This is a genomic window from Vibrio tasmaniensis (assembly GCF_024347635.1).
Taxonomy (GTDB): Bacteria; Pseudomonadota; Gammaproteobacteria; order Enterobacterales; family Vibrionaceae; genus Vibrio; species Vibrio tasmaniensis.
Window position 1 is genome coordinate 3,104,579 of record NZ_AP025510.1, and the last position, 17,892, is coordinate 3,122,470.

General features: G+C 43.0%; 15 protein-coding genes. 3 read left to right on the forward strand and 12 right to left on the reverse strand.

The features are described 5' to 3' along the window. Positions 1 to 23 precede the first annotated feature (23 nt). Positions 24 to 1,067 carry a porphobilinogen synthase gene (hemB, locus tag OCV44_RS13840; RefSeq protein WP_139684794.1) on the reverse strand — a complete coding sequence of 348 codons (1,044 nt, stop codon included), beginning with the start codon at positions 1,065 to 1,067 and terminating at the stop codon, positions 24 to 26. A gap of 208 nt (positions 1,068 to 1,275) precedes the next feature. Between hemB and OCV44_RS13845 the strand changes: the two genes are divergently transcribed. Beyond that, complete coding sequence (locus OCV44_RS13845; protein ID WP_139684795.1) at positions 1,276 to 2,037, forward strand: TatD family hydrolase; 762 nt, start codon at positions 1,276 to 1,278, stop codon at positions 2,035 to 2,037. Between the two features lie 192 nt (positions 2,038 to 2,229). Here the strand turns inward: OCV44_RS13845 and tatC are convergent, their stop codons facing one another. From tatC to rmuC, 7 genes are all read right to left on the reverse strand, one after another. After that, the gene (tatC, locus tag OCV44_RS13850) at positions 2,230 to 2,985 is read right to left on the reverse strand and encodes a twin-arginine translocase subunit TatC (protein ID WP_009848051.1); all 756 of its coding nucleotides are present in this window, start codon (positions 2,983 to 2,985) and stop codon (positions 2,230 to 2,232) included. 146 nt (positions 2,986 to 3,131) lie between these two features. Then, positions 3,132 to 3,539 carry a Sec-independent protein translocase protein TatB gene (gene tatB, locus OCV44_RS13855; RefSeq protein ID WP_139684796.1) on the reverse strand — a complete coding sequence of 136 codons (408 nt, stop codon included), beginning with the start codon at positions 3,537 to 3,539 and terminating at the stop codon, positions 3,132 to 3,134. Positions 3,540 to 3,542: 3 nt separating this feature from the next. Next, the gene (gene tatA / locus OCV44_RS13860; protein WP_009848052.1) at positions 3,543 to 3,797 is read right to left on the reverse strand and encodes a Sec-independent protein translocase subunit TatA; all 255 of its coding nucleotides are present in this window, start codon (positions 3,795 to 3,797) and stop codon (positions 3,543 to 3,545) included. A 54-nt stretch (positions 3,798 to 3,851) separates the two neighbouring features. Further along, positions 3,852 to 5,486, reverse strand: a complete 1,635-nt coding sequence (ubiB, locus tag OCV44_RS13865) for a ubiquinone biosynthesis regulatory protein kinase UbiB (RefSeq protein ID WP_139684797.1) — start codon at positions 5,484 to 5,486, stop codon at positions 3,852 to 3,854. Beyond that, positions 5,483 to 6,088, reverse strand: coding sequence for a ubiquinone biosynthesis accessory factor UbiJ (locus tag OCV44_RS13870; RefSeq protein ID WP_017631979.1), 606 nt, complete (start codon positions 6,086 to 6,088; stop codon positions 5,483 to 5,485). Before OCV44_RS13870 ends, ubiB begins: the two co-directional genes overlap by 4 nt. A gap of 97 nt (positions 6,089 to 6,185) precedes the next feature. Next, entirely contained in the window at positions 6,186 to 6,965 is a 780-nt protein-coding gene (gene ubiE / locus OCV44_RS13875) for a bifunctional demethylmenaquinone methyltransferase/2-methoxy-6-polyprenyl-1,4-benzoquinol methylase UbiE (protein ID WP_029222994.1), read from the reverse strand. Between the two features lie 65 nt (positions 6,966 to 7,030). Further along, positions 7,031 to 8,563 (reverse strand): DNA recombination protein RmuC, encoded by a 1,533-nt coding sequence (rmuC, locus tag OCV44_RS13880; protein WP_139684798.1) that lies wholly within the window; start codon positions 8,561 to 8,563, stop codon positions 7,031 to 7,033. 138 nt (positions 8,564 to 8,701) lie between these two features. Here rmuC and OCV44_RS13885 point away from each other — a divergent pair, with 138 nt between their 5' ends. Beyond that, positions 8,702 to 9,595, forward strand: a complete 894-nt coding sequence (locus tag OCV44_RS13885) for a DMT family transporter (protein WP_139684799.1) — start codon at positions 8,702 to 8,704, stop codon at positions 9,593 to 9,595. 239 nt (positions 9,596 to 9,834) lie between these two features. Here the strand turns inward: OCV44_RS13885 and OCV44_RS13890 are convergent, their stop codons facing one another. Then, entirely contained in the window at positions 9,835 to 10,821 is a 987-nt protein-coding gene (locus OCV44_RS13890) for a hypothetical protein (protein ID WP_246091744.1), read from the reverse strand. Positions 10,822 to 10,957: 136 nt separating this feature from the next. Next, positions 10,958 to 12,520, reverse strand: a complete 1,563-nt coding sequence (locus OCV44_RS13895) for a hypothetical protein (protein ID WP_241814385.1) — start codon at positions 12,518 to 12,520, stop codon at positions 10,958 to 10,960. Positions 12,521 to 12,839: 319 nt separating this feature from the next. On the opposite strand from OCV44_RS13895, the gene OCV44_RS13900 reads away from it, so the two are divergent. After that, a complete protein-coding gene (locus tag OCV44_RS13900) occupies positions 12,840 to 13,283 on the forward strand; it encodes a hypothetical protein (protein ID WP_016784096.1) in 444 nt (147 codons plus the stop codon). Between the two features lie 63 nt (positions 13,284 to 13,346). On the opposite strand, the gene OCV44_RS13905 is transcribed toward OCV44_RS13900, so the two are convergent. Both OCV44_RS13905 and OCV44_RS13910 read right to left on the reverse strand, forming a co-directional pair. After that, on the reverse strand, positions 13,347 to 15,566 hold the full coding sequence (locus OCV44_RS13905; protein ID WP_139684801.1) for a UvrD-helicase domain-containing protein: 2,220 nt from the start codon (positions 15,564 to 15,566) through the stop codon (positions 13,347 to 13,349). Next, positions 15,559 to 17,682, reverse strand: a complete 2,124-nt coding sequence (locus OCV44_RS13910) for an ATP-dependent nuclease (RefSeq protein ID WP_139684802.1) — start codon at positions 17,680 to 17,682, stop codon at positions 15,559 to 15,561. Before OCV44_RS13910 ends, OCV44_RS13905 begins: the two co-directional genes overlap by 8 nt. Between the last annotated feature and the right edge of the window lie 210 nt (positions 17,683 to 17,892).

The window sequence follows — 17,892 nt, forward strand, 5'->3', positions numbered from 1 at the left end:
TCATCTAATTGAACGCTAAATCATTACTTTTCTTTTAAGTGCTTGGCTGCTTGTGCATTGTCTGCAGCAAGCCACTCTGCCACATCTTTAGCAAAGTAAGTCAAGATGCCATCCGCGCCAGCACGCTTAAAGCACAACAGTGATTCCATTACGGTTTCGCGCTCTTTCAGCCAACCGTTTTGAATCGCCGCTTTATGCATCGCGTACTCACCAGACACTTGGTAAGCATACGTTGGCGCTTGAAGTTCATACTTCACACGACGCACGATATCAAGGTAAGGCATGCCAGGCTTAACCATCACCATGTCTGCACCTTCATTAAGATCCATCGCCACTTCATGAATCGCTTCATCGCTGTTCGCAGGATCCATCTGGTAGTTCTTTTTATTACCACCTTTCAGGTTCGAAGCACTACCGACTGCATCACGGAATGGGCCGTAATAGCACGATGCGTATTTCGCAGAGTACGCCATAATCTGAGTATGAATATAGCCCGCTTCTTCTAATGCTTCACGGATCTTACCAATACGACCATCCATCATATCCGACGGAGCAACCACATCTGCACCGGCTTCAGCATGCGATAACGCCTGCTGAATCAACACTTCAGTCGTTTCATCATTCATCACGTAACCATCTTCATCGATGATGCCGTCCTGGCCGTGAGTAGTGAATGGGTCCAGTGCAACATCAGTAATCACACCCATATTTGGCACGTGCTCTTTTAATGAACGTACCGCACGCTGCACCAAACCTTCTGAATTATGAGCTTCAGCCGCGCATAAGCTTTTAGCATCTTGGTTCACGACCGGAAACAGAGCAATCGCCGGAACACCCAATTTTGACAGGTAATCCGCTTCTTCAAGCATCAGATCGATCGACAAGCGTTCAACACCCGGCATTGACTCGACAGGCTCGCGGCGGTCTTTACCCATCAGGATAAACATTGGGTAGATGAGGTCATCCACAGACAATTGATTTTCTGCCATTAGGCGACGGCTAAAGTCGTGCTTACGCATACGGCGCATACGGCGACCTGGGAATTGACCTTGAATTGAAACAGACACTAGATTCTCCTTGCCTAGTCTAAGCACCGAAATGCTTAGATATGAAAAGTGCTAAATACAGGCAAAAGCATATCACTGATGGCTCAGGACGCTAGCAGTAAAATATAAAACCCACTCAAAAACAGGGATAAATGGCAAAAAATGACCTTCTCCTCACACTGCCGTATACTCATGACAACTCAGTAAAGACTGCTTTCAGGACAAAATAATGATCGACACCCATGCTCATATTTACGCGAGCGAATTCGATGAAGACCGTGAACAAGTGGTGCAGCGCGCACTGGCTCAAGGTATTGATACCATTCTATTGCCGAACATCGATTTAGAATCTATCGAGCCAATGCTAGCGACGGAAGCTCAGTTTCCTGATGTGTGCCGTTCAATGATGGGCTTACACCCTTGTTATGTGGATGCGAATATCGAGCAAACCCTCAAAACGATTAGAGCTTGGTTTGATAAACATGACTTTATCGCCGTGGGTGAGATTGGTATCGACTTGTACTGGGATAAAACCTTCAAGGCTGAACAAGAGATGGCTTTCGTGACTCAACTGCAATGGGCAAAAGAGCTCGATCTGCCTGTGGTGATCCACACTCGTGATTCCATTGAAGAGACACTGACTCTACTTCGTAAAGAACAAGACGGCAGCTTACGTGGCGTATTCCACTGCTTTGGCAGCAGCTTAGAGGAGGCCCAAGCAATCAACGAGCTAGGCTTTCACTTAGGTTTAGGCGGTGTATCGACCTTTAAGAACTCAGGAATGGACAAGGTGATTCCACATCTTGATATGAATTACGTCATTCTAGAGACAGATTGCCCGTATTTAGCACCAACACCCAATCGCGGTAAACGTAATGAGCCAGCCTACACGGAATTGGTAGCAAAACGCATCGCTGAATTGCGCGGGATTACCCTTGAAGAAGTCGACAGTATAACGACCAGCAACGCTAAATTACTGTTTGGTTTATAATATCCAATCACAGTAAGTCATCAGAAGTAACGCAGTGATCGAGCTTTAAAACAAGTGAGCGTAACCCGTTATTTATGACAATGGTATAATCGACATTCGATAAACAGACACAATAAAAAAGCGGCCTCGGGCCGCTTTTTTATTGTGTGATTTTTGCTGAAGGACTCTAGCAATTATGTTCTTACAGCAGAATCAAGACTCAGCTTCTTCCTCTTCATCCGCATCTGGCTTACGCACATAGAAACGCGCGAAGAACAGACCAATCTCAAACAGAATACACATTGGAATCGCCAACAGTGTCTGCGAGATCATATCGGGAGGTGTCAGCATCATACCGACGATAAAAGCACCGACAACAATGTACGGACGCTTTTCAGACAGAGCCTTAGGCGTTGTCGCCCCCGTCCAACATAACAAGATAATCGCGACTGGTACTTCAAAAGCAATACCAAAAGCAAAGAACAGCGCGAGTACAAAATCGAGATAACTTGATATGTCTGTTGCGAACTCTACTTGCCCTAAGGAAATAGCCGTGAAGAAACTAAATACCAATGGGAATACTACGAAGTAAGCGAACGCCACACCACAGTAAAACAGCAAAGAACTTGAAGCCAATAGCGGCATGATCAAGCGTTTTTCATGCTTGTACAAACCCGGAGCAACAAAGGCCCACACCTGATACAAAATAAACGGCACAGCGACAAAAATAGACGCGATTAAGGTTAATTTTAGCGGTGTAAAAAATGGCGATGCAACATCTGTTGCGATCATCGTCGCCCCTTCAGGCAGACGATCTACCAAAGGTGCTGATACGAATTCATAAATATCATTAGCAAAATAAATTAGCCCGACAAATATCACTAGCACCGCGACAATCGCACGTAGTAGGCGATTACGTAATTCTAGAAGATGGCTAATTAAAGGCTGTGTCTGCTCAGTCGAAGACATGTCAAACCTCTTAAACAGGAAGATCGAAAAGGAGTCGCGTGTATCTATCCAGTTGAATTGGTATCCACTTGAATAGTTATTTACTTGAATAGCTATCTACTTAAACATCTAGCGACTCAAGTATCTGGCGACTCCTCCTTGCGAGACTATTCGGCTTTCTTATCTGACGATGCTGAAGCTTCGCTGTTGACCTGAATGGTTTCAGATTCCACAGTTTCCGTGACACTAGGTTCAGTCTCACTTGGCTTATCAGACTCAGGCTTAGCATACGGACGTTGAACTTGAGCAGCGGCCTGCTTGAGTTCATCGACTGACGCTTTTAGGTCTGGAGATAAATCTTCCATACCCATTTTTTCCGCCTTGCGTAGGTTTTCTTGCAGCTCTTGCACCTTAAGCTCGTGAGAAAGTTCATCTTTCACACTGTTTGCCATGCTTTTCGCTTGTCCAACAAACTTGGAAATACTACGAATCGCAACGGGCAAACGCTCAGGTCCTAAAACCACTAACCCAACGACAGATATTAATACCAGTTCCCAAAAACCGATATCAAACACGATTTACGCCTGCTCTTTGTCTTTCTTTGTTTCAGCAGTTGTTTCAGCGCTAGCTTCTGTCTTCTGCTGTTCAATATTCTTTGGTTCGAAGTCTGCGTCTTTCTTATCTGCAGGCTTGTCTTCATCGCTCATTGCTTTCTTGAAGCCTTTCACCGCTGAACCTAAGTCACCACCCATACCGCGCAGTTTCTTTGTTCCGAAAAGTAAAATTACAATTACAGCAATGATTAGAAGTTGCCAAATACTGATACCACCCATTGTCATTGTCCTCGGGTCTGTCTACACATAAAAAATATTAAGAGAGTCTACTGTCTAACGACGGTAAGCTCGCCAACTAAGCAGCCAAAATGTGACACCTGCGATGCCACAGCCCATAGATAGCTGCTCATAAGGGCTTGAAACTAATATTGCGGAGCATACGACTAAAGTTGCTCCAACGCCAAACAAAAACTTTCCAGTTGCTTGCTGACGCTTACTATCTCTATAGCCTTGATAAAGCTGATCCATTCTGTGGTTCATGGCTTTACCTTGGCGCAAGCTGTCATAAAGTAGCTCTGGCAGCTCTGGCAGTTTTTCTGCCCAGAATGGCGCACGCTCTTTTACTGCGTTAATCACAGCTTGCGGCCCCACCTGATTCATCATCCAGGTTTCAAGGAAAGGTTTAGCCGTTGCCCACAAATCAAGTTGCGGATACAACTGGCGGCCTAGGCCTTCCACATACAACAAGGTCTTCTGCAGAAGCACCAACTGAGGTTGAACCTCCATGTTGAAACGTCTTGCTGTATTAAATAAGTTTAGCAACACATGGCCAAATGAGATCTCGCCAAGTGGTTTTGCAAAAATCGGCTCACACACCATACGAATCGCGAATTCGAAATCGTTGACGTTGGTGTCATGTGGAACCCACCCCGAATCCACGTGAAGCTCGGCGACTTTTCGGTAATCTCGATTAAAGAAAGCCAGCAGGTTTTCGGCTAAATAACGCTTATCTTCGCTGTTAAGCGTGCCGACAATGCCACAATCCAAGCCAATCCACTGCGGGTTATCTGGATTTTCGGGGTTAACGAATACGTTGCCTGGGTGCATGTCTGCATGGAAAAAGCTATCTCGGAATACTTGGGTGAAGAATACCGTCACACCACGTTCCGCGAGCAATTTCATGTTAGTGCCGTTGGCGTTTAGCGTCTCTATATCCGAAACCTGAATACCATAGATTCGCTCTGACACCATCAAGGTTTCACTGCTTAAATCAGGGATAACCTCTGGAACATACAGCTCTTCACTGCCTTCAAAATTACGTCGAAGTTGAATCGCATTGGCCGCCTCACGGCGCAGGTCTAGTTCATCCAGTAACGTTTTTTCGTACTCGTGAACTACCTCAACAGGTTTCAAACGACGTGCTTCAGGAAGCGACTTAGCGACTATACGCGCCATTCGGTGCATCAGTTTTAGATCTGCATCAATCACCGGGCGAATATCAGGGCGAATTACCTTCAGAACAATCTCACGGCCGTTCTCTTTGAGTTTCGCAGTATGCACCTGAGCGATAGAAGCTGAGGCCAGTGGCTCGATATCAAAGTCGGTAAACCAGTTATCTAGGCTGCCACCGAGGGCTTTTTCCATATCTCGCTTAGCCAATTGACCATCAAACGGCGCCACTTGGTCTTGCAATAGCGCCAGCTGATCCGCGATATGAGGAGGAAATAGGTCGCGACGCGTTGACATCATCTGACCAAACTTAATCCAAACAGGCCCTAACTCTTGCAATGCTAAGCGCAAGCGGTGGCCTAATTCTTTATCTTGATGCTTATTCTTGAGCCAAAACAGTGACTTTCGGGCCAACAAAGGGGCTTTGGTCAACTGGTGCTCAGGCATCAATTCATCAAGGCCGTATTCCAACTGTACCTTGATAATATGATAAAGACGTTTCAGTTCTGTTGGGGTCATGCTTTCTCCAACAGAGCGTTCAATTTAGCTTCAAGGCGTGCAGCTGAGCTTTTCACGTCATCAACCTGATCGCAAAAATGTGCCACTTCTAAGGGTGCTGGTGCAATCTTCCACTCTTCAGTTAATACCTGAGCGAGATGGTTTTGATGCTTAGTCGCTTGCTTAGCCACAAGGCCACCGACATTCTTAACGCCTTGTACCAAGGTATGAGCAACCACATCACCCGTCACGCGCGATAGCCACTCTTCCAAGTCAGGCTTGCAGTCTGTCATTAGCTGAGCAAATTTCTGAGCCAGTTGAATATCACCCTCTAAGATCAGCTTATCTTGCTTGATCAGTTTGGTGATGTTCGATTGCTCACGCAGTTCTGGAAGTACCGATAGATTCAAAGATAGGTAGCAATCAGGTTGCCCTTCGTATTCAGACAACACATCGATTTGTTGGCTAAAAACGAAAGTGAGAGTTTTATTCAGCTCTTTCAAATTAACTTGAATGATCTGCCCCTTTAAACGAGACAAACGACGAACCAAAGCTGGATCATCGTTCACGAAAGTATTTAAAGAGGTTTCAATAACCGCGGTGACCAATGGATCAAATGGCATGACTGTCCTTACCTTTGAAAACGGATAAGCGTTAACCTATCCGTTCTGTCTTTATTCTTATTTTTAGCGTGCTCTACGAGCCTGCTACCAAGTTCGACTAGAACTTGTAACCGCGGTGCAGCGCTACAATGCCGCCCGTTAGGTTGAAGTATTTCGTATTTTCAAAACCCGCTTCTTGCATCATACCTTCCAAGGTTTCTTGGTTCGGGTGCATGCGGATAGATTCTGCAAGGTAACGATAGCTGTCTGCATCGTTAGCAATCAGTTCACCCATTTTTGGCAATAGGTGGAAAGAGTAGGCATCGTAAACCTTTGATAAAGGCTCAAGTACTGGCTTAGAAAACTCAAGGACCAACAGACGACCACCCGGCTTAAGTACGCGGTACATTGAACGCAGTGCTTGGTCTTTGTCGGTTACGTTACGCAGACAAAAGCTGATGGTAATGCAATCGAAGTAGTTGTCTGGGAACGGCAGTTCTTCAGCATTCGCTTGAACGTAATGTACATTGCCAACAATACCGCTATCACGCAGTTTATCGCGGCCAACATTCAGCATTGAGTTGTTGATATCAGCAAGAACCACGTGGCCTTTTTCACCAACGATGCGTGAGAATTTCGCAGTAAGGTCACCAGTACCACCACCTAGGTCTAGGATACGTTGACCAGGGCGAACGCCACTGCAATCAATCGTGAATCGCTTCCACAAGCGGTGAACACCACCCGACATTAAGTCATTCATGATGTCGTATTTAGCGGCTACAGAGTGAAATACCTCTGCTACTTTCGCGACTTTCTGGTCTTTTGCGACTGTTTCGAAACCAAAGTGTGTGGTTTCTGACTCTACTGCTGAATTTGTCTGCACGCTTGTGTCCATAATGCTGTTATCTACCATGGTAAGTTCTCATCGACAGTACACTCTCTATTTAGAGGCGCTGCGGCCGATTAGTTTACTTTATCCTCAGCGGGTTGTCTTTCTACTAAGGAGGCATTTTCTGAAAAAGCCTCATTTTGAGCCATTTCAGCTATCCCAATCGAGATCGATTTTTTCACTTCAACACCAAGGTGTTTGAAGCTTTCAGCTTGACGAATCACATTGCCACGCCCAGTCACTAGCTTATTCATGGCACCTTGGTAGCTTTGGTTGGCTCTATCTAATGAGCTACCAAGACTTTCCATATCATCAACGAACAGGCGTAATTTGTCGTAAAGCTTGCTCGCGCGTTCAGCGATAACTTGCGCGTTCTGGTTCTGTCTGTCATTACGCCAAAGGTTATCAATGGTACGCAGGGCCACCAGCAGGGTCGTAGGACTGACCAAAATAATGTTTTGCTCCATCGCATCTTTGACTAAGCTAGGGTCGGCTTGAATCGCCACCTGAAACGCAGGCTCTACCGGAATAAACATCAACACATAATCCAAGCTCTGAATGCCTTTAAGCTGATGATAATCTTTCTGGCTTAACCCTTTGATATGCGCTCGCAGCGACACCAAGTGATCACGCAGCGCAGCGTCACGTTGCTGATCGGTTTCGGCATTAAAGTAGCGTTCAAATGCTACCAACGCCATTTTCGAATCGACCACCACTTGCTTATCTTGTGGTAGATGAACAATCACATCCGGTTGATAACGCTTGCCCGCATCGTTTTGCAGGTTCACTTGCGTTTGGTATTCGTGGCCTTCGCGCAGCCCTGATTCAGCAAGCACGCGAGCCAATACCACTTCGCCCCAATTACCTTGCTGTTTGTTATCGCCTTTTAACGCTTGAGTCAGGTTCACCGCTTCACGCGTCATGCTCTCATTGAGACGTTGTAGATTTTTAAGCTCATGAACTAAGGTATGACGCTCTTTGGCCTCTTGGCTGAAACTATCGTTCACTTGTTTCTTGAAGCCTTCCAGCTGTTCTCTCAGCGGAGACAACAAACCTTCTAGGCTTTGCTTATTCTGCTGATCGACCTTAGCGGTTTTGCTCTCAAACAGTTGATTCGCTAACAGTTCAAACTGCTGCTTAAGTCGAGATTCTGCTTGCTCTAACAATTGCAGTTTTTCACTGTTGGCGAGATTTTCTTGGTCGTGCCTAGCTTCTTGCTCGCGAAGCTCAGCCTCCAACTCAGACTTATGCTCCTTAAGAACATTGATATCATCGGCATACTGCTGACGCTCTTGCTTCACGGCTTCAAAATAGCGCAGCTTCTCCATCGCAGCCATCACCTTCCCATGCGCCTGCTTAAGTTCAAATGCCGCTTTGTCTCGATCATCATCTAACTCATTGAGTTCTTGTTGCGCCTCTGCGAGTGAGGATTTGAGCTGAGCTTGCTGAGATTCATGCAACAAACGATCGGACTCTAGCTGCTGCTCGAGCAATCGCTGCTGAAAAGAGAACTTCTGTTTAACCCACCAGCCCACCACACCGCCGCTGACGAGCGCGCCAGAAATTGCAGCAATAAGCGTTGCCTGATGTTCGATAATCCATTGCATGATAATGATTTAGCCTAATTGGAGATAACTCATTAAATGGTATTTTGATACTGGATAAATGTCCAGTTTGCCGTATTAAAATTCGACAGATAGACTAAGCGCTCCGTATTCTGCCCCATCAAATTAGAATGAGTTGCTATGAACGAACGTCGTGCCTTGGGCTTTGGCCTTGCTGCGGTATTGCTGTGGTCAACAGTCGCTACTGCTTTTAAGCTGACCCTTGCTGAGTTTTCACCAATTCAAATGCTGACCATCGCCAGCATTGTGTCGTCGATTGCACTGATCGCGGTTTGCGCGTTTCAAGGCAAGCTTTCTCAGCTGAGTACCACGTTTCTTTCAAACCCTTGGTATTACCTACTACTCGGCTTGGTCAACCCACTGGCCTATTACCTGATTCTATTCAAAGCATACGACCTGCTGCCTGCATCTCAAGCGCAAGCCATCAACTACAGTTGGGCGATCACGCTAACCTTAATGGCGGCGGTTTTTCTGGGGCAAAAGATTCGTAAACAAGATTGGATTGCTTGTACCTTCAGTTATGCAGGTGTGGTAGTTATTGCCACCAAAGGCGATGTTCTGGGAATGCAATTCGATAGTCCACTCGGTGTGGCACTGGCGCTGCTTTCAACCTTGCTTTGGGCGGGCTACTGGATTCTCAATACCAAAAACAAAGCTGACCCTGTGGTTGGCGTACTGCTTGGGTTCTTAGTGGCATTGCCATTCGCGATTGGTTTAACCCTTTATGAAGGCGAGAGTTTTAGCCAAATCACGGCGAAAGGTTGGATGGCCGTGACTTACGTTGGCCTGTTCGAGATGGGTATTACCTTTGTGTTGTGGCTCTCAGCACTCAAACTAACCAACAATACGGCACGTATCAGCAACCTAATTTTTGCCTCACCGTTTATCTCGTTGATGCTACTTTCGACCATTATTGGTGAAGAGATTCACCCTGCGACACTGTTTGGTTTACTGCTAATTATTGCTGGTTTGGTGATTCAACAGATCAAGTTTTCAAAAAACAAACCTGCGTGACTGAGTAAATGAGTAAATGAATAAATGAGCTAAAAGACTCGATTGAGCACAAAAAGCTGTCGATATAGTCAAGTTTTCTCAATTAGATGTTAGATACAAAAATGGCGAGTCATATGACTCGCCATTTTTATGTAATCTGAACTAATGGATAAGCGAAACGCTTTGTGTAGCACCAATAAAGATTGCCCGTAAGAGTATGTTTAGACAATAAAGTTTGCCCGTAATTTTTAGATTTAACATCAGAGCATCCGCTCCCCACAACACCTATAACCTTGAAAACTAGAAAATAAATGTTGTCGAGGCTTTATGATTAGTATATTTGCGGAACAATCAACACCGTGACATTTCGAACAGTTAGCACCTTGTGCTTTGAAGACTGTTTCATTAAGACCTTGCTTTTCAATAACCCCACAATAAAACGTGTGAAGCTTTGAGCAACGTTGCCAAAATTCATGAAACTTTAAATAGCTGGAGTCATGAAGAGCGTAATACGCTTTCTTAAACATATAATCTCTGAAGATATGACTCTCCATACTCCTAACCAAGGAGTCGTGACTAGCACTTCCAAGTGCCTCCACGATGCTATCAGGGAAGATATGGTTCTCATATAGTAGCCACATCTTTAGTTTGTTTACGAGGCATGGAGCTAAATGAGGTTCATTTAACATAGAGGCTTTTGAGTAATATAAATCATCAGAAACCTCTCGATAGTAAGGTAGATCTCTCAAACTTTTACAAAACTTAGAACGCTTTCCTATCATAACGAGTTCAACAGCTTTAATAGTATCTTTTCTGTTACCAGCTTTAATAACATGAAAAGCTTCCTTGTGGATCCTACAATTATCACCTGACATCCAAGATGCCCAATCTGCTTTAAAGTATGCGAATCCGTTTTTCTTAATGGAATCTACAATACACTTTGAACAATATTTAACTTGAGGTGAGGAGCTTCTTTTTACTTTTTGGCCTTTCAAAAAAGCACCCATAAATATCGTGTACGACGTAGGACTTTTAAGTATATCTGCTTGATACTCAATGAACCCTGAATCCAAAAGTAAATTAAACACTTGAGAGTCAAAATTATTTATAAAAATACCTTGATACCGTTCAGGCAGCATTAAGTACTCAGACCATTTTCCTTTTTCATTGAATACATTAGGCATCCTGCCTGGTCCCAGTACCATATTTATACGCAGAATATAGCTCAACACACATTCTTCTGGCATAGGTTTTATAACCATTGAATCACAAAGCATCTTACTTACCAATACAGCCTTTACGTCTACCAGCTCAAAGCTACGAGGGCATCACCAAAATAAAGCTTAGATAACCATAAAGTTGAATATGAATAACTATAAGCACTTAACCTTCGATGAGCTTACTATCAAAGGCTACCAACCAATCTTTTTCTAACTTCTTCAACGGGTAATCAAGAAAGCACTTGAAATAAGTCTTAAGCATTTCTTTGTCGTGACAACTTCTAACAATCTTGAGGACTTCTTCTCCATCACAGTAATCTAACTTGTATTTATTAATATTTCCCTTTGCTTGTGACAGTAACTCAATGGAATCCTCCGAAAAACCGCCAGAAGTCCACAAAGCAAAGCAAAGCTCCTTCTTCTTCCACTCAGGATGCTCCAAAGCGTACTTTCTGAGTGTTGGTACCCTCACCTGAAGCCATCGCTTCACTTCATCATGCGAAACAGTCCCGTTTGGTTGATGACCTTTGCATTCAATAAATAATATTTGCCCTGTATTCAATTCGGCAATAATGTCTGATTCAGCACTGCTTCCATCAAGAGTCTTACATAACTCATTGAGCCGAACACCATAAGTACGATAGGCTTTCTCAACTACACTAGCTGAAAAATACTCAAATAATACTCCTCTTAGATTACCAACAGCTCCCTCTATCTTTCCTAGTTGGTCAAACAACTCATTAAACCTTTCCGGCTCTATGCTTACAGCATGAGCTGCACTCTCCAATGTTCGAAGTAGGGTTGTTAACCCCTTAGCAACGTCATGCCCAAAAAGTGTTTCTATAGTCGCAGGTAATACGCCAGCTTCTTTTGCCTGCTTGAACGCTTCTTTGTGGTATTCATTAGCAACAAACATTTGTATACATCGCCCAACATTAGGCAATCCACGTAGCGTTCTACATTTTCGAAGAAAAGGCTGTATTCCATCCTCACTAATTTTCTTGTTTAACAAAATATCACAGGCAAAAAAGCCAGGCTTAATCTTGGAAGCTTCGTCCTGCCCAATATTAACTAATGGGTATATATATGATGGCCCCGCCATATCCCATAGCGTAGTACTCACTGAGGGTAGGTCTTCAGCATCTCGATCTCTAAACAGATGGTAACTCACCAAACCAAGGTTTTTAGCCCACTGAGAAATAGCACTCATCAAGATTTTCTCTGCTACTAGCCGCGCTCTGATCTCTGGAAGGATAAATGAAAGCTCTTGTTCGTACTGAGTAAGAAGGACACATCGCCCAAAGCCATCAATATCTCTCACTGATAAAATCTCATGCATCTCTAAACGCTCTAAAATTTTTTCTGGTGGGGTATGTTTTTTCTGTCTTAATGGCGCTCCACATGAAATAAGAAAATGCTCATAAAGCATTACTCCACCACGCTCCTCAAGCGCAGCAATAGCATGCCAGTAGGCAGAATTTGTATCTTTAAATGCCTTATACAATGCGGCCCAGAAAAAAGGAGAACGGTAATCTTTTCTTAAGTAAACAAACTTAATATTCCTAGGCAAAGGCAAGCCTTCAAGGCGATAAATATCCTTCCCTGCCCGTGAAACTCTTTTCCGAGCGGCATCATGAGACAAGTGGTGGTTTTCGACCAATTCCTGTACCAAATCCGAGCTTAAACACGGTCCTGTTTTCTTCAATATATCTTCTAACAAACTCATAATGTCACACTGCGCTATATATATTTCCATTTTATGGACTAAGAACATTAAAAGGCTCTTAGTTAACAGTACCTTGTAGATAGGGAGCTAACGAGATATGGGAATAGATAAATGAGACACTTATGTCACAGTCACTACAAAACGTCACGCTTACACCTCTAGGCAGCACTAAAAAAATCCCCTACAATTTTTTGCAAGTTAGCAGTCTTCAATAAAAATTCTCAGTGATCGTTACAAAATTTTTTTTCATTTTTTTGCCGATCTGTTTGACAGCGGCACCAAAAAATCACTATTAAATCTGTGCAAATAAAAAATTAATATGCACATTGATAAAAACTACCTATTGAAGCTATTTGTAGCTTTCGAAGAAAACGACAAACCTTACTTAACCGTTTTCGACCTTATTGCCCGAGGCATTCAGGTTTATGTAAACAATGAAAAACACGAATGCCGGTTGGATTCAAAATTTATGTTTCACATCCAACTTCTAGTTGAGGAAGAATTGATTGTCGACCATGACTTGACCCTCTTTAAGACAATGGAAGATATCGGTATTTTGTTTGATGAGTTTGGAGATGCTTACGACATTGACCTTAATTGTAAAATGCTTTGGCTAACAACTATCGGTCATAAACGTTTAGAAGATCTAACTCAAAGTGAGGTGAGGGATAACTTAATTGATGAAATTAAAAAATCGCCCGCCAAGGCATTAGCCACTGGTGTCGCAGAAACTATGAAGCTAGCAATAAAAGGCTTCCTTTAGCGTTAACTCTAATACCCCGGGCTTCCGGGGTATTTTTTGATAGTTATCTCCAAAACCAAACGCTCAGATGTATTCCAAAGATGAATCTTCTCGCACTCTTGCAACTTTCCACCCATTACCCTTTAGTATATTAAAATCATCTTCCCCCCAAGAAAGCGTACTCCCTCTTATCCCTTTATGCGATTCGGGAATCGCAACACAAATCAAATGTGTCGGTCGAGTTAAGCCTACGTATAAAGTGTTTAACCAGCTTTTTTGCTGAGTGGTTGCTTCTGATGTTAGTTTTGAACCAAGAAAGAATGGTTTGAGCTGGCCTAAAATAGGCCCTCTATTTGTACAATCTAACAACAATGTAGCTGTATGTGTTTGCCCTTTAACAGAGTGGATAGTGCCTAATTTGAAATCTAATATTTTCCTCGATGGCAGAAGCTGATGTCTATAGATATTGGTTCTATCAACTTCTCCAGTATCACAGCTCTGAGGGGTGTCATCTTCACCTTCCCATTTTAGGAACTCAAAAGACGAGTCAATTTCTTCGATCCCTAATAGCGATTGAATAATATCAGTCACAATTAAGGTAATTGCAGCCCACTCCGCTTCAGGTATGCCCGTTTTTGCTGTAAGTGCTCTAATAACTTTACTTGAAAAATCGTTTGCACAATCTTCATTAAGCTCTCTAACGAGTGCCCTGTACTTATTAGGAGCTGATTTAATTCTGGCGAAACGAGTCCGTTTAGCTTGTGCACCATCTACACTTATTAAATAACACCCTTTTAAGATGCCTTCCGATACTTTTTCGAGACCAGAACTTAAGCATTTAGTCTCTCTAACCAAATATCGGGCATGACGCAAATAACTAATCAGATCTTTATGTTGCTGGTAATCTTTCGTCATCTTGTCCGCTATATAAGGGGTAAAGTAATCTCTAATCGTTCTAGCGTAGTCACCTTCAGAAACCGCTGTATCTTTTTCCTTCTGTATATGAGAACAAATTCTTAATTTTGCTAGGTCAAGGTTAAGCTCTTCCATTTCTCTAGCAACAAGTTCTGCGAATGCCGGAATCACAGCCATTCTAGAGTCCTCATTGAATACTAAGATACAATGACCTCTTCCCCCTTTATCATCCTGCCTTACACCTTGCATTTTAGGGTTAAGAGGGTGAGTTTCGAACTTACATGCTATATCAGACACACTCATATCAAATCGATGACTCACTGGAAGCGTGAGCCTACCAATGTCAGGTGATGGGTATGGATCTATTCCATCCGCTGGCATTGGTGGCTCAAATGTATAAATTGTCTGATTGGCATCACCAAATCGCTGTCTAGTAACCGGTTCTAGCTCATGAATGTAGGACGAGAACAATTCATGTAGCATAAGAGCTTGTGAGCTAGATGTATCTTGGGCTTCATCTATAAACAGCAATGGGAATCGTTTCCTAAGAATTTGGAATACATTCCTCGAAGACTTCATCAGAGCCTTTGAATATACAAATAAATCACTGAAGCAAAATATCCCCTTGTGAGCTACTTCCTTAATACACTCTTTTAGCAAGCTCTCCATTGGCTCTGGCAGATCAAGAGCAGATTCCTTGCCAAAGTTAACGCTGACCAAGCTATATGCCTCATCAGTAATTTTCCAACTTGAAGGAATTCCATACCTCCTTTCTTCTAGAGGTTTCGCTTCATACTCAGCTAGCCATGCAGCGGCTTTTTTATGCTCCTGAGTATGCTCTCTTTTAGTTGTCACGATGCGAGTCTTCTTCTCAACCTGCTGAGCTACAAGATAATCTGCCACCTCACTGTAATTATCTTTCTGAAGTGTTCTAAGCCGCTGAGAGCGGCAGAAATCGTCATCAATATTAACAATCGCAATACCTTTAGAGTTCAAATACGGCTTCGCTAAGAAATCACTGAAAAAACTGTGTATCGTCCCAATAAAATGTGGGCGACTTAGTAATTTTTGGCCCTCTGCAGTCCCCCCAAGTCTCTCCTGAATCTCCTCTCTAGCGGCATTAGTCATAGACAACACACAAATACCTTGTGTTTTTGAGTTCCAGTACCTAGCTAATAACGCTAACTTTGCCACTAATACTGTGGTTTTTCCGCTCCCAGGGCATGCCTCTACATCTAAATCATCAAGCCTTTGTAGAACACGCAACTGATGCTCGTCAAACCCATTATTCAGACCGAGAATACCTTCAACCCACTGGATATCATCATCCGTAAATGGATTTGCGCCTAAATCTTGATTGCAGCTCAAAAGCTCTCGAATATTACTCACTTTCAGTCTCCGAAAACACTAATGGGATTACATGTTCAATTGCTTCCACCACTGCAATTGGAAGTAAACCCTTCCAATGTTCGATTCGATCCCTTTGTGTGTAACCATCACTTTCTAACTTTTGGTCCATCATTTCGAGCAACTGACCAAGGTGTTGTCCAGCTGCGGCTTTAGATGCTTTACCGCTAAGAACTAAACCAGCATGTTCGTTTTCAATATGCGTTGAAACGTTAACAGATGATAGAAAGAGTTCATAAACCTTACCTGCCAAGACTTCACTTTCACTGTATGTCCTGGTCAAGTACTCATAATAATCTTCGGCAACTGAAACTATTTGTTCATGTTGAGATGGGTCGTAGCGTGCAGATGGTTCAGCTTTGGCAAGGCAAGCTGCGGTCGTAACCTCCTTCCCTAAGCCATGAAATGCAAGTGAATACTCTAACGTCCAAGGACCAGAGTAAAACCCTTTAACAAAATCCCCTTGATAGTCCCTATTGGCATTGAGCATCTTGTTTGTGTCAAAGGGGTCTTGTTCGAAGAAAGAAATAACATTCTTAGGCAACAATGAATTAAGGCTTTCAAAATCAACAGGTTCCTCAGCCTCTGAAGAAAGTTTAGAGCTATCCCACAATGCAGAGAGATCAAGTTTTCCTTTTACCGACTTCAGGTCAAGTTCCCGTGCTGCTGTATAAGGAATTAAATCTAAATCGTGTAAACACGCCACTTTAATTCCAGGGTTTGGATACTCGATCGTACCCGAAAAAACATTAGCGTAGCGACTGAGGCCAGTGTGACCTACGTTCACTATTGATACACCGTTTTCTGTAAAGTCGAGGCCTAGTATTTTCGCAGCTGAAGGTAGTAACAGGTTTTCTGCATCTCCCTCTACAATCATCAGGCCCCTGCAGAAAAATAAATTCGACTTTGTCGCATCTATAAAGCGTTCAAGAAATGTATAGTCACTGTCTGTACTACCAGCCATGCTAAGAGGTAACACCTTACCTTTATGTACCATTGTCATGCACTTTATAGGTAGTTTAGAAGCTAGAGTCGGACTGTGGGTTGACAATAAAACTTGTAGATGAACCTCGTGATCTTGCTTATGCTTGTTCACTTTATCTTGTAGATATTGAATCAACTTCAATTGTCTTTGAGGGTGTAAATGCGCCTCCGGCTCTTCGATAATCAATAACGCAATTTCATCTTTAGAATCAGAAAGTAATAGCATTTCACATGCTATATATAATAAGTTATTCGAGCCAAGTCCACGCTTACCACCAACGTTATCTAAAGCTATGCCTATTTTCTCAAGCATCTGCTTCTTCATCATTTCATCATCAGCATTGGGACCAATACCCAGATTTGCTTGAAGATTATCTCCCAGCATTTGAAGAGGTCTGAGAAAGTTAACGTTTAAATCATTTGTGGTCGAATTTACAGCGGGATGACCTTCTAGTAGCTGGTTGACTAATCGTGCAATGCCGACAACACCTAGCGTTTCTATTACTTCACCAAACTTATCTTCTGACACCGCTGAAAAGTCTAGTATCGACTTTCCTTCATCAATCGCCGCTTGCCTTCTTAATATCTTAGAAATTCGCGAACTCTTTCCCGCATCCATTTCTTTTTCTGCATCTCTCAATGGTCGAAGATAAGTTGAGCGCAGCTTATCCCTTGTATCTATATCAATTTCTTTAAGACCATTGGAGCTAGTCGGAAGGCCAGAGAATATAGTCGTACGAACTTTATCGTTTCGTAACACTGATTGTAAGGTAACCTTCAATACGACAGGGTGCTCTATGTCCTCAGGCTGATAAGTAAGGTATTCAGCAAAGCTAACCTGTTCAGAAAGTGTTAGACCTAAAAAAGTAACACTAATAGAGAGACTTTTAGCTTGCTCTTTTGACTCAGAGTAATGGAAGTCATCGATACTAGGCCTAAAACTTTCCTGATCCCTAGTACCTAAAAGCATACGAATGGCGTCAATAATTGCGGTTTTACCTGCATCATTTTCACCAACCAAAGTATTAAGCCCCAGCTGTAAAGGCATAACCAACTTATCTTGCCCTTGCCCGAAACATCTAAAATTTTCTATACAAAGCTCACTAATAAACATAGCACCGACTCACATTCGACAAATGAATGGATGGTATCAAATATGCGTTAGATTACATTGCATTAAGTCACATGGATGATTTGAGAGTTAAAAGATTTCTTAGTTCAATTAAGAAGAGAAGTATTTAGCAATAATTCTTGGGGAAAGGTAACACTAGTGGGGCTTATCTCAGATAAGAGGAATGCCAAGTTACATCATTAAGTGATATAC

Coding starts and splice junctions, on each gene's coding strand:
- OCV44_RS13910 (WP_139684802.1), bottom strand. CDS start 17,682: ATGTTTATTAGTGAGCTTTGTATAGAAAATTTTAGATGTTTCGGGCAA.
- tatC (WP_009848051.1), bottom strand. CDS start 2,985: ATGTCTTCGACTGAGCAGACACAGCCTTTAATTAGCCATCTTCTAGAA.
- tatA (WP_009848052.1), bottom strand. CDS start 3,797: ATGGGTGGTATCAGTATTTGGCAACTTCTAATCATTGCTGTAATTGTA.
- OCV44_RS13870 (WP_017631979.1), bottom strand. CDS start 6,088: ATGCCATTTGATCCATTGGTCACCGCGGTTATTGAAACCTCTTTAAAT.
- OCV44_RS13900 (WP_016784096.1), top strand. CDS start 12,840: ATGCACATTGATAAAAACTACCTATTGAAGCTATTTGTAGCTTTCGAA.
- OCV44_RS13895 (WP_241814385.1), bottom strand. CDS start 12,520: ATGAGTTTGTTAGAAGATATATTGAAGAAAACAGGACCGTGTTTAAGC.
- OCV44_RS13885 (WP_139684799.1), top strand. CDS start 8,702: ATGAACGAACGTCGTGCCTTGGGCTTTGGCCTTGCTGCGGTATTGCTG.
- rmuC (WP_139684798.1), bottom strand. CDS start 8,563: ATGCAATGGATTATCGAACATCAGGCAACGCTTATTGCTGCAATTTCT.
- ubiB (WP_139684797.1), bottom strand. CDS start 5,486: ATGACCCCAACAGAACTGAAACGTCTTTATCATATTATCAAGGTACAG.
- OCV44_RS13845 (WP_139684795.1), top strand. CDS start 1,276: ATGATCGACACCCATGCTCATATTTACGCGAGCGAATTCGATGAAGAC.
- OCV44_RS13890 (WP_246091744.1), bottom strand. CDS start 10,821: ATGCCAGAAGAATGTGTGTTGAGCTATATTCTGCGTATAAATATGGTA.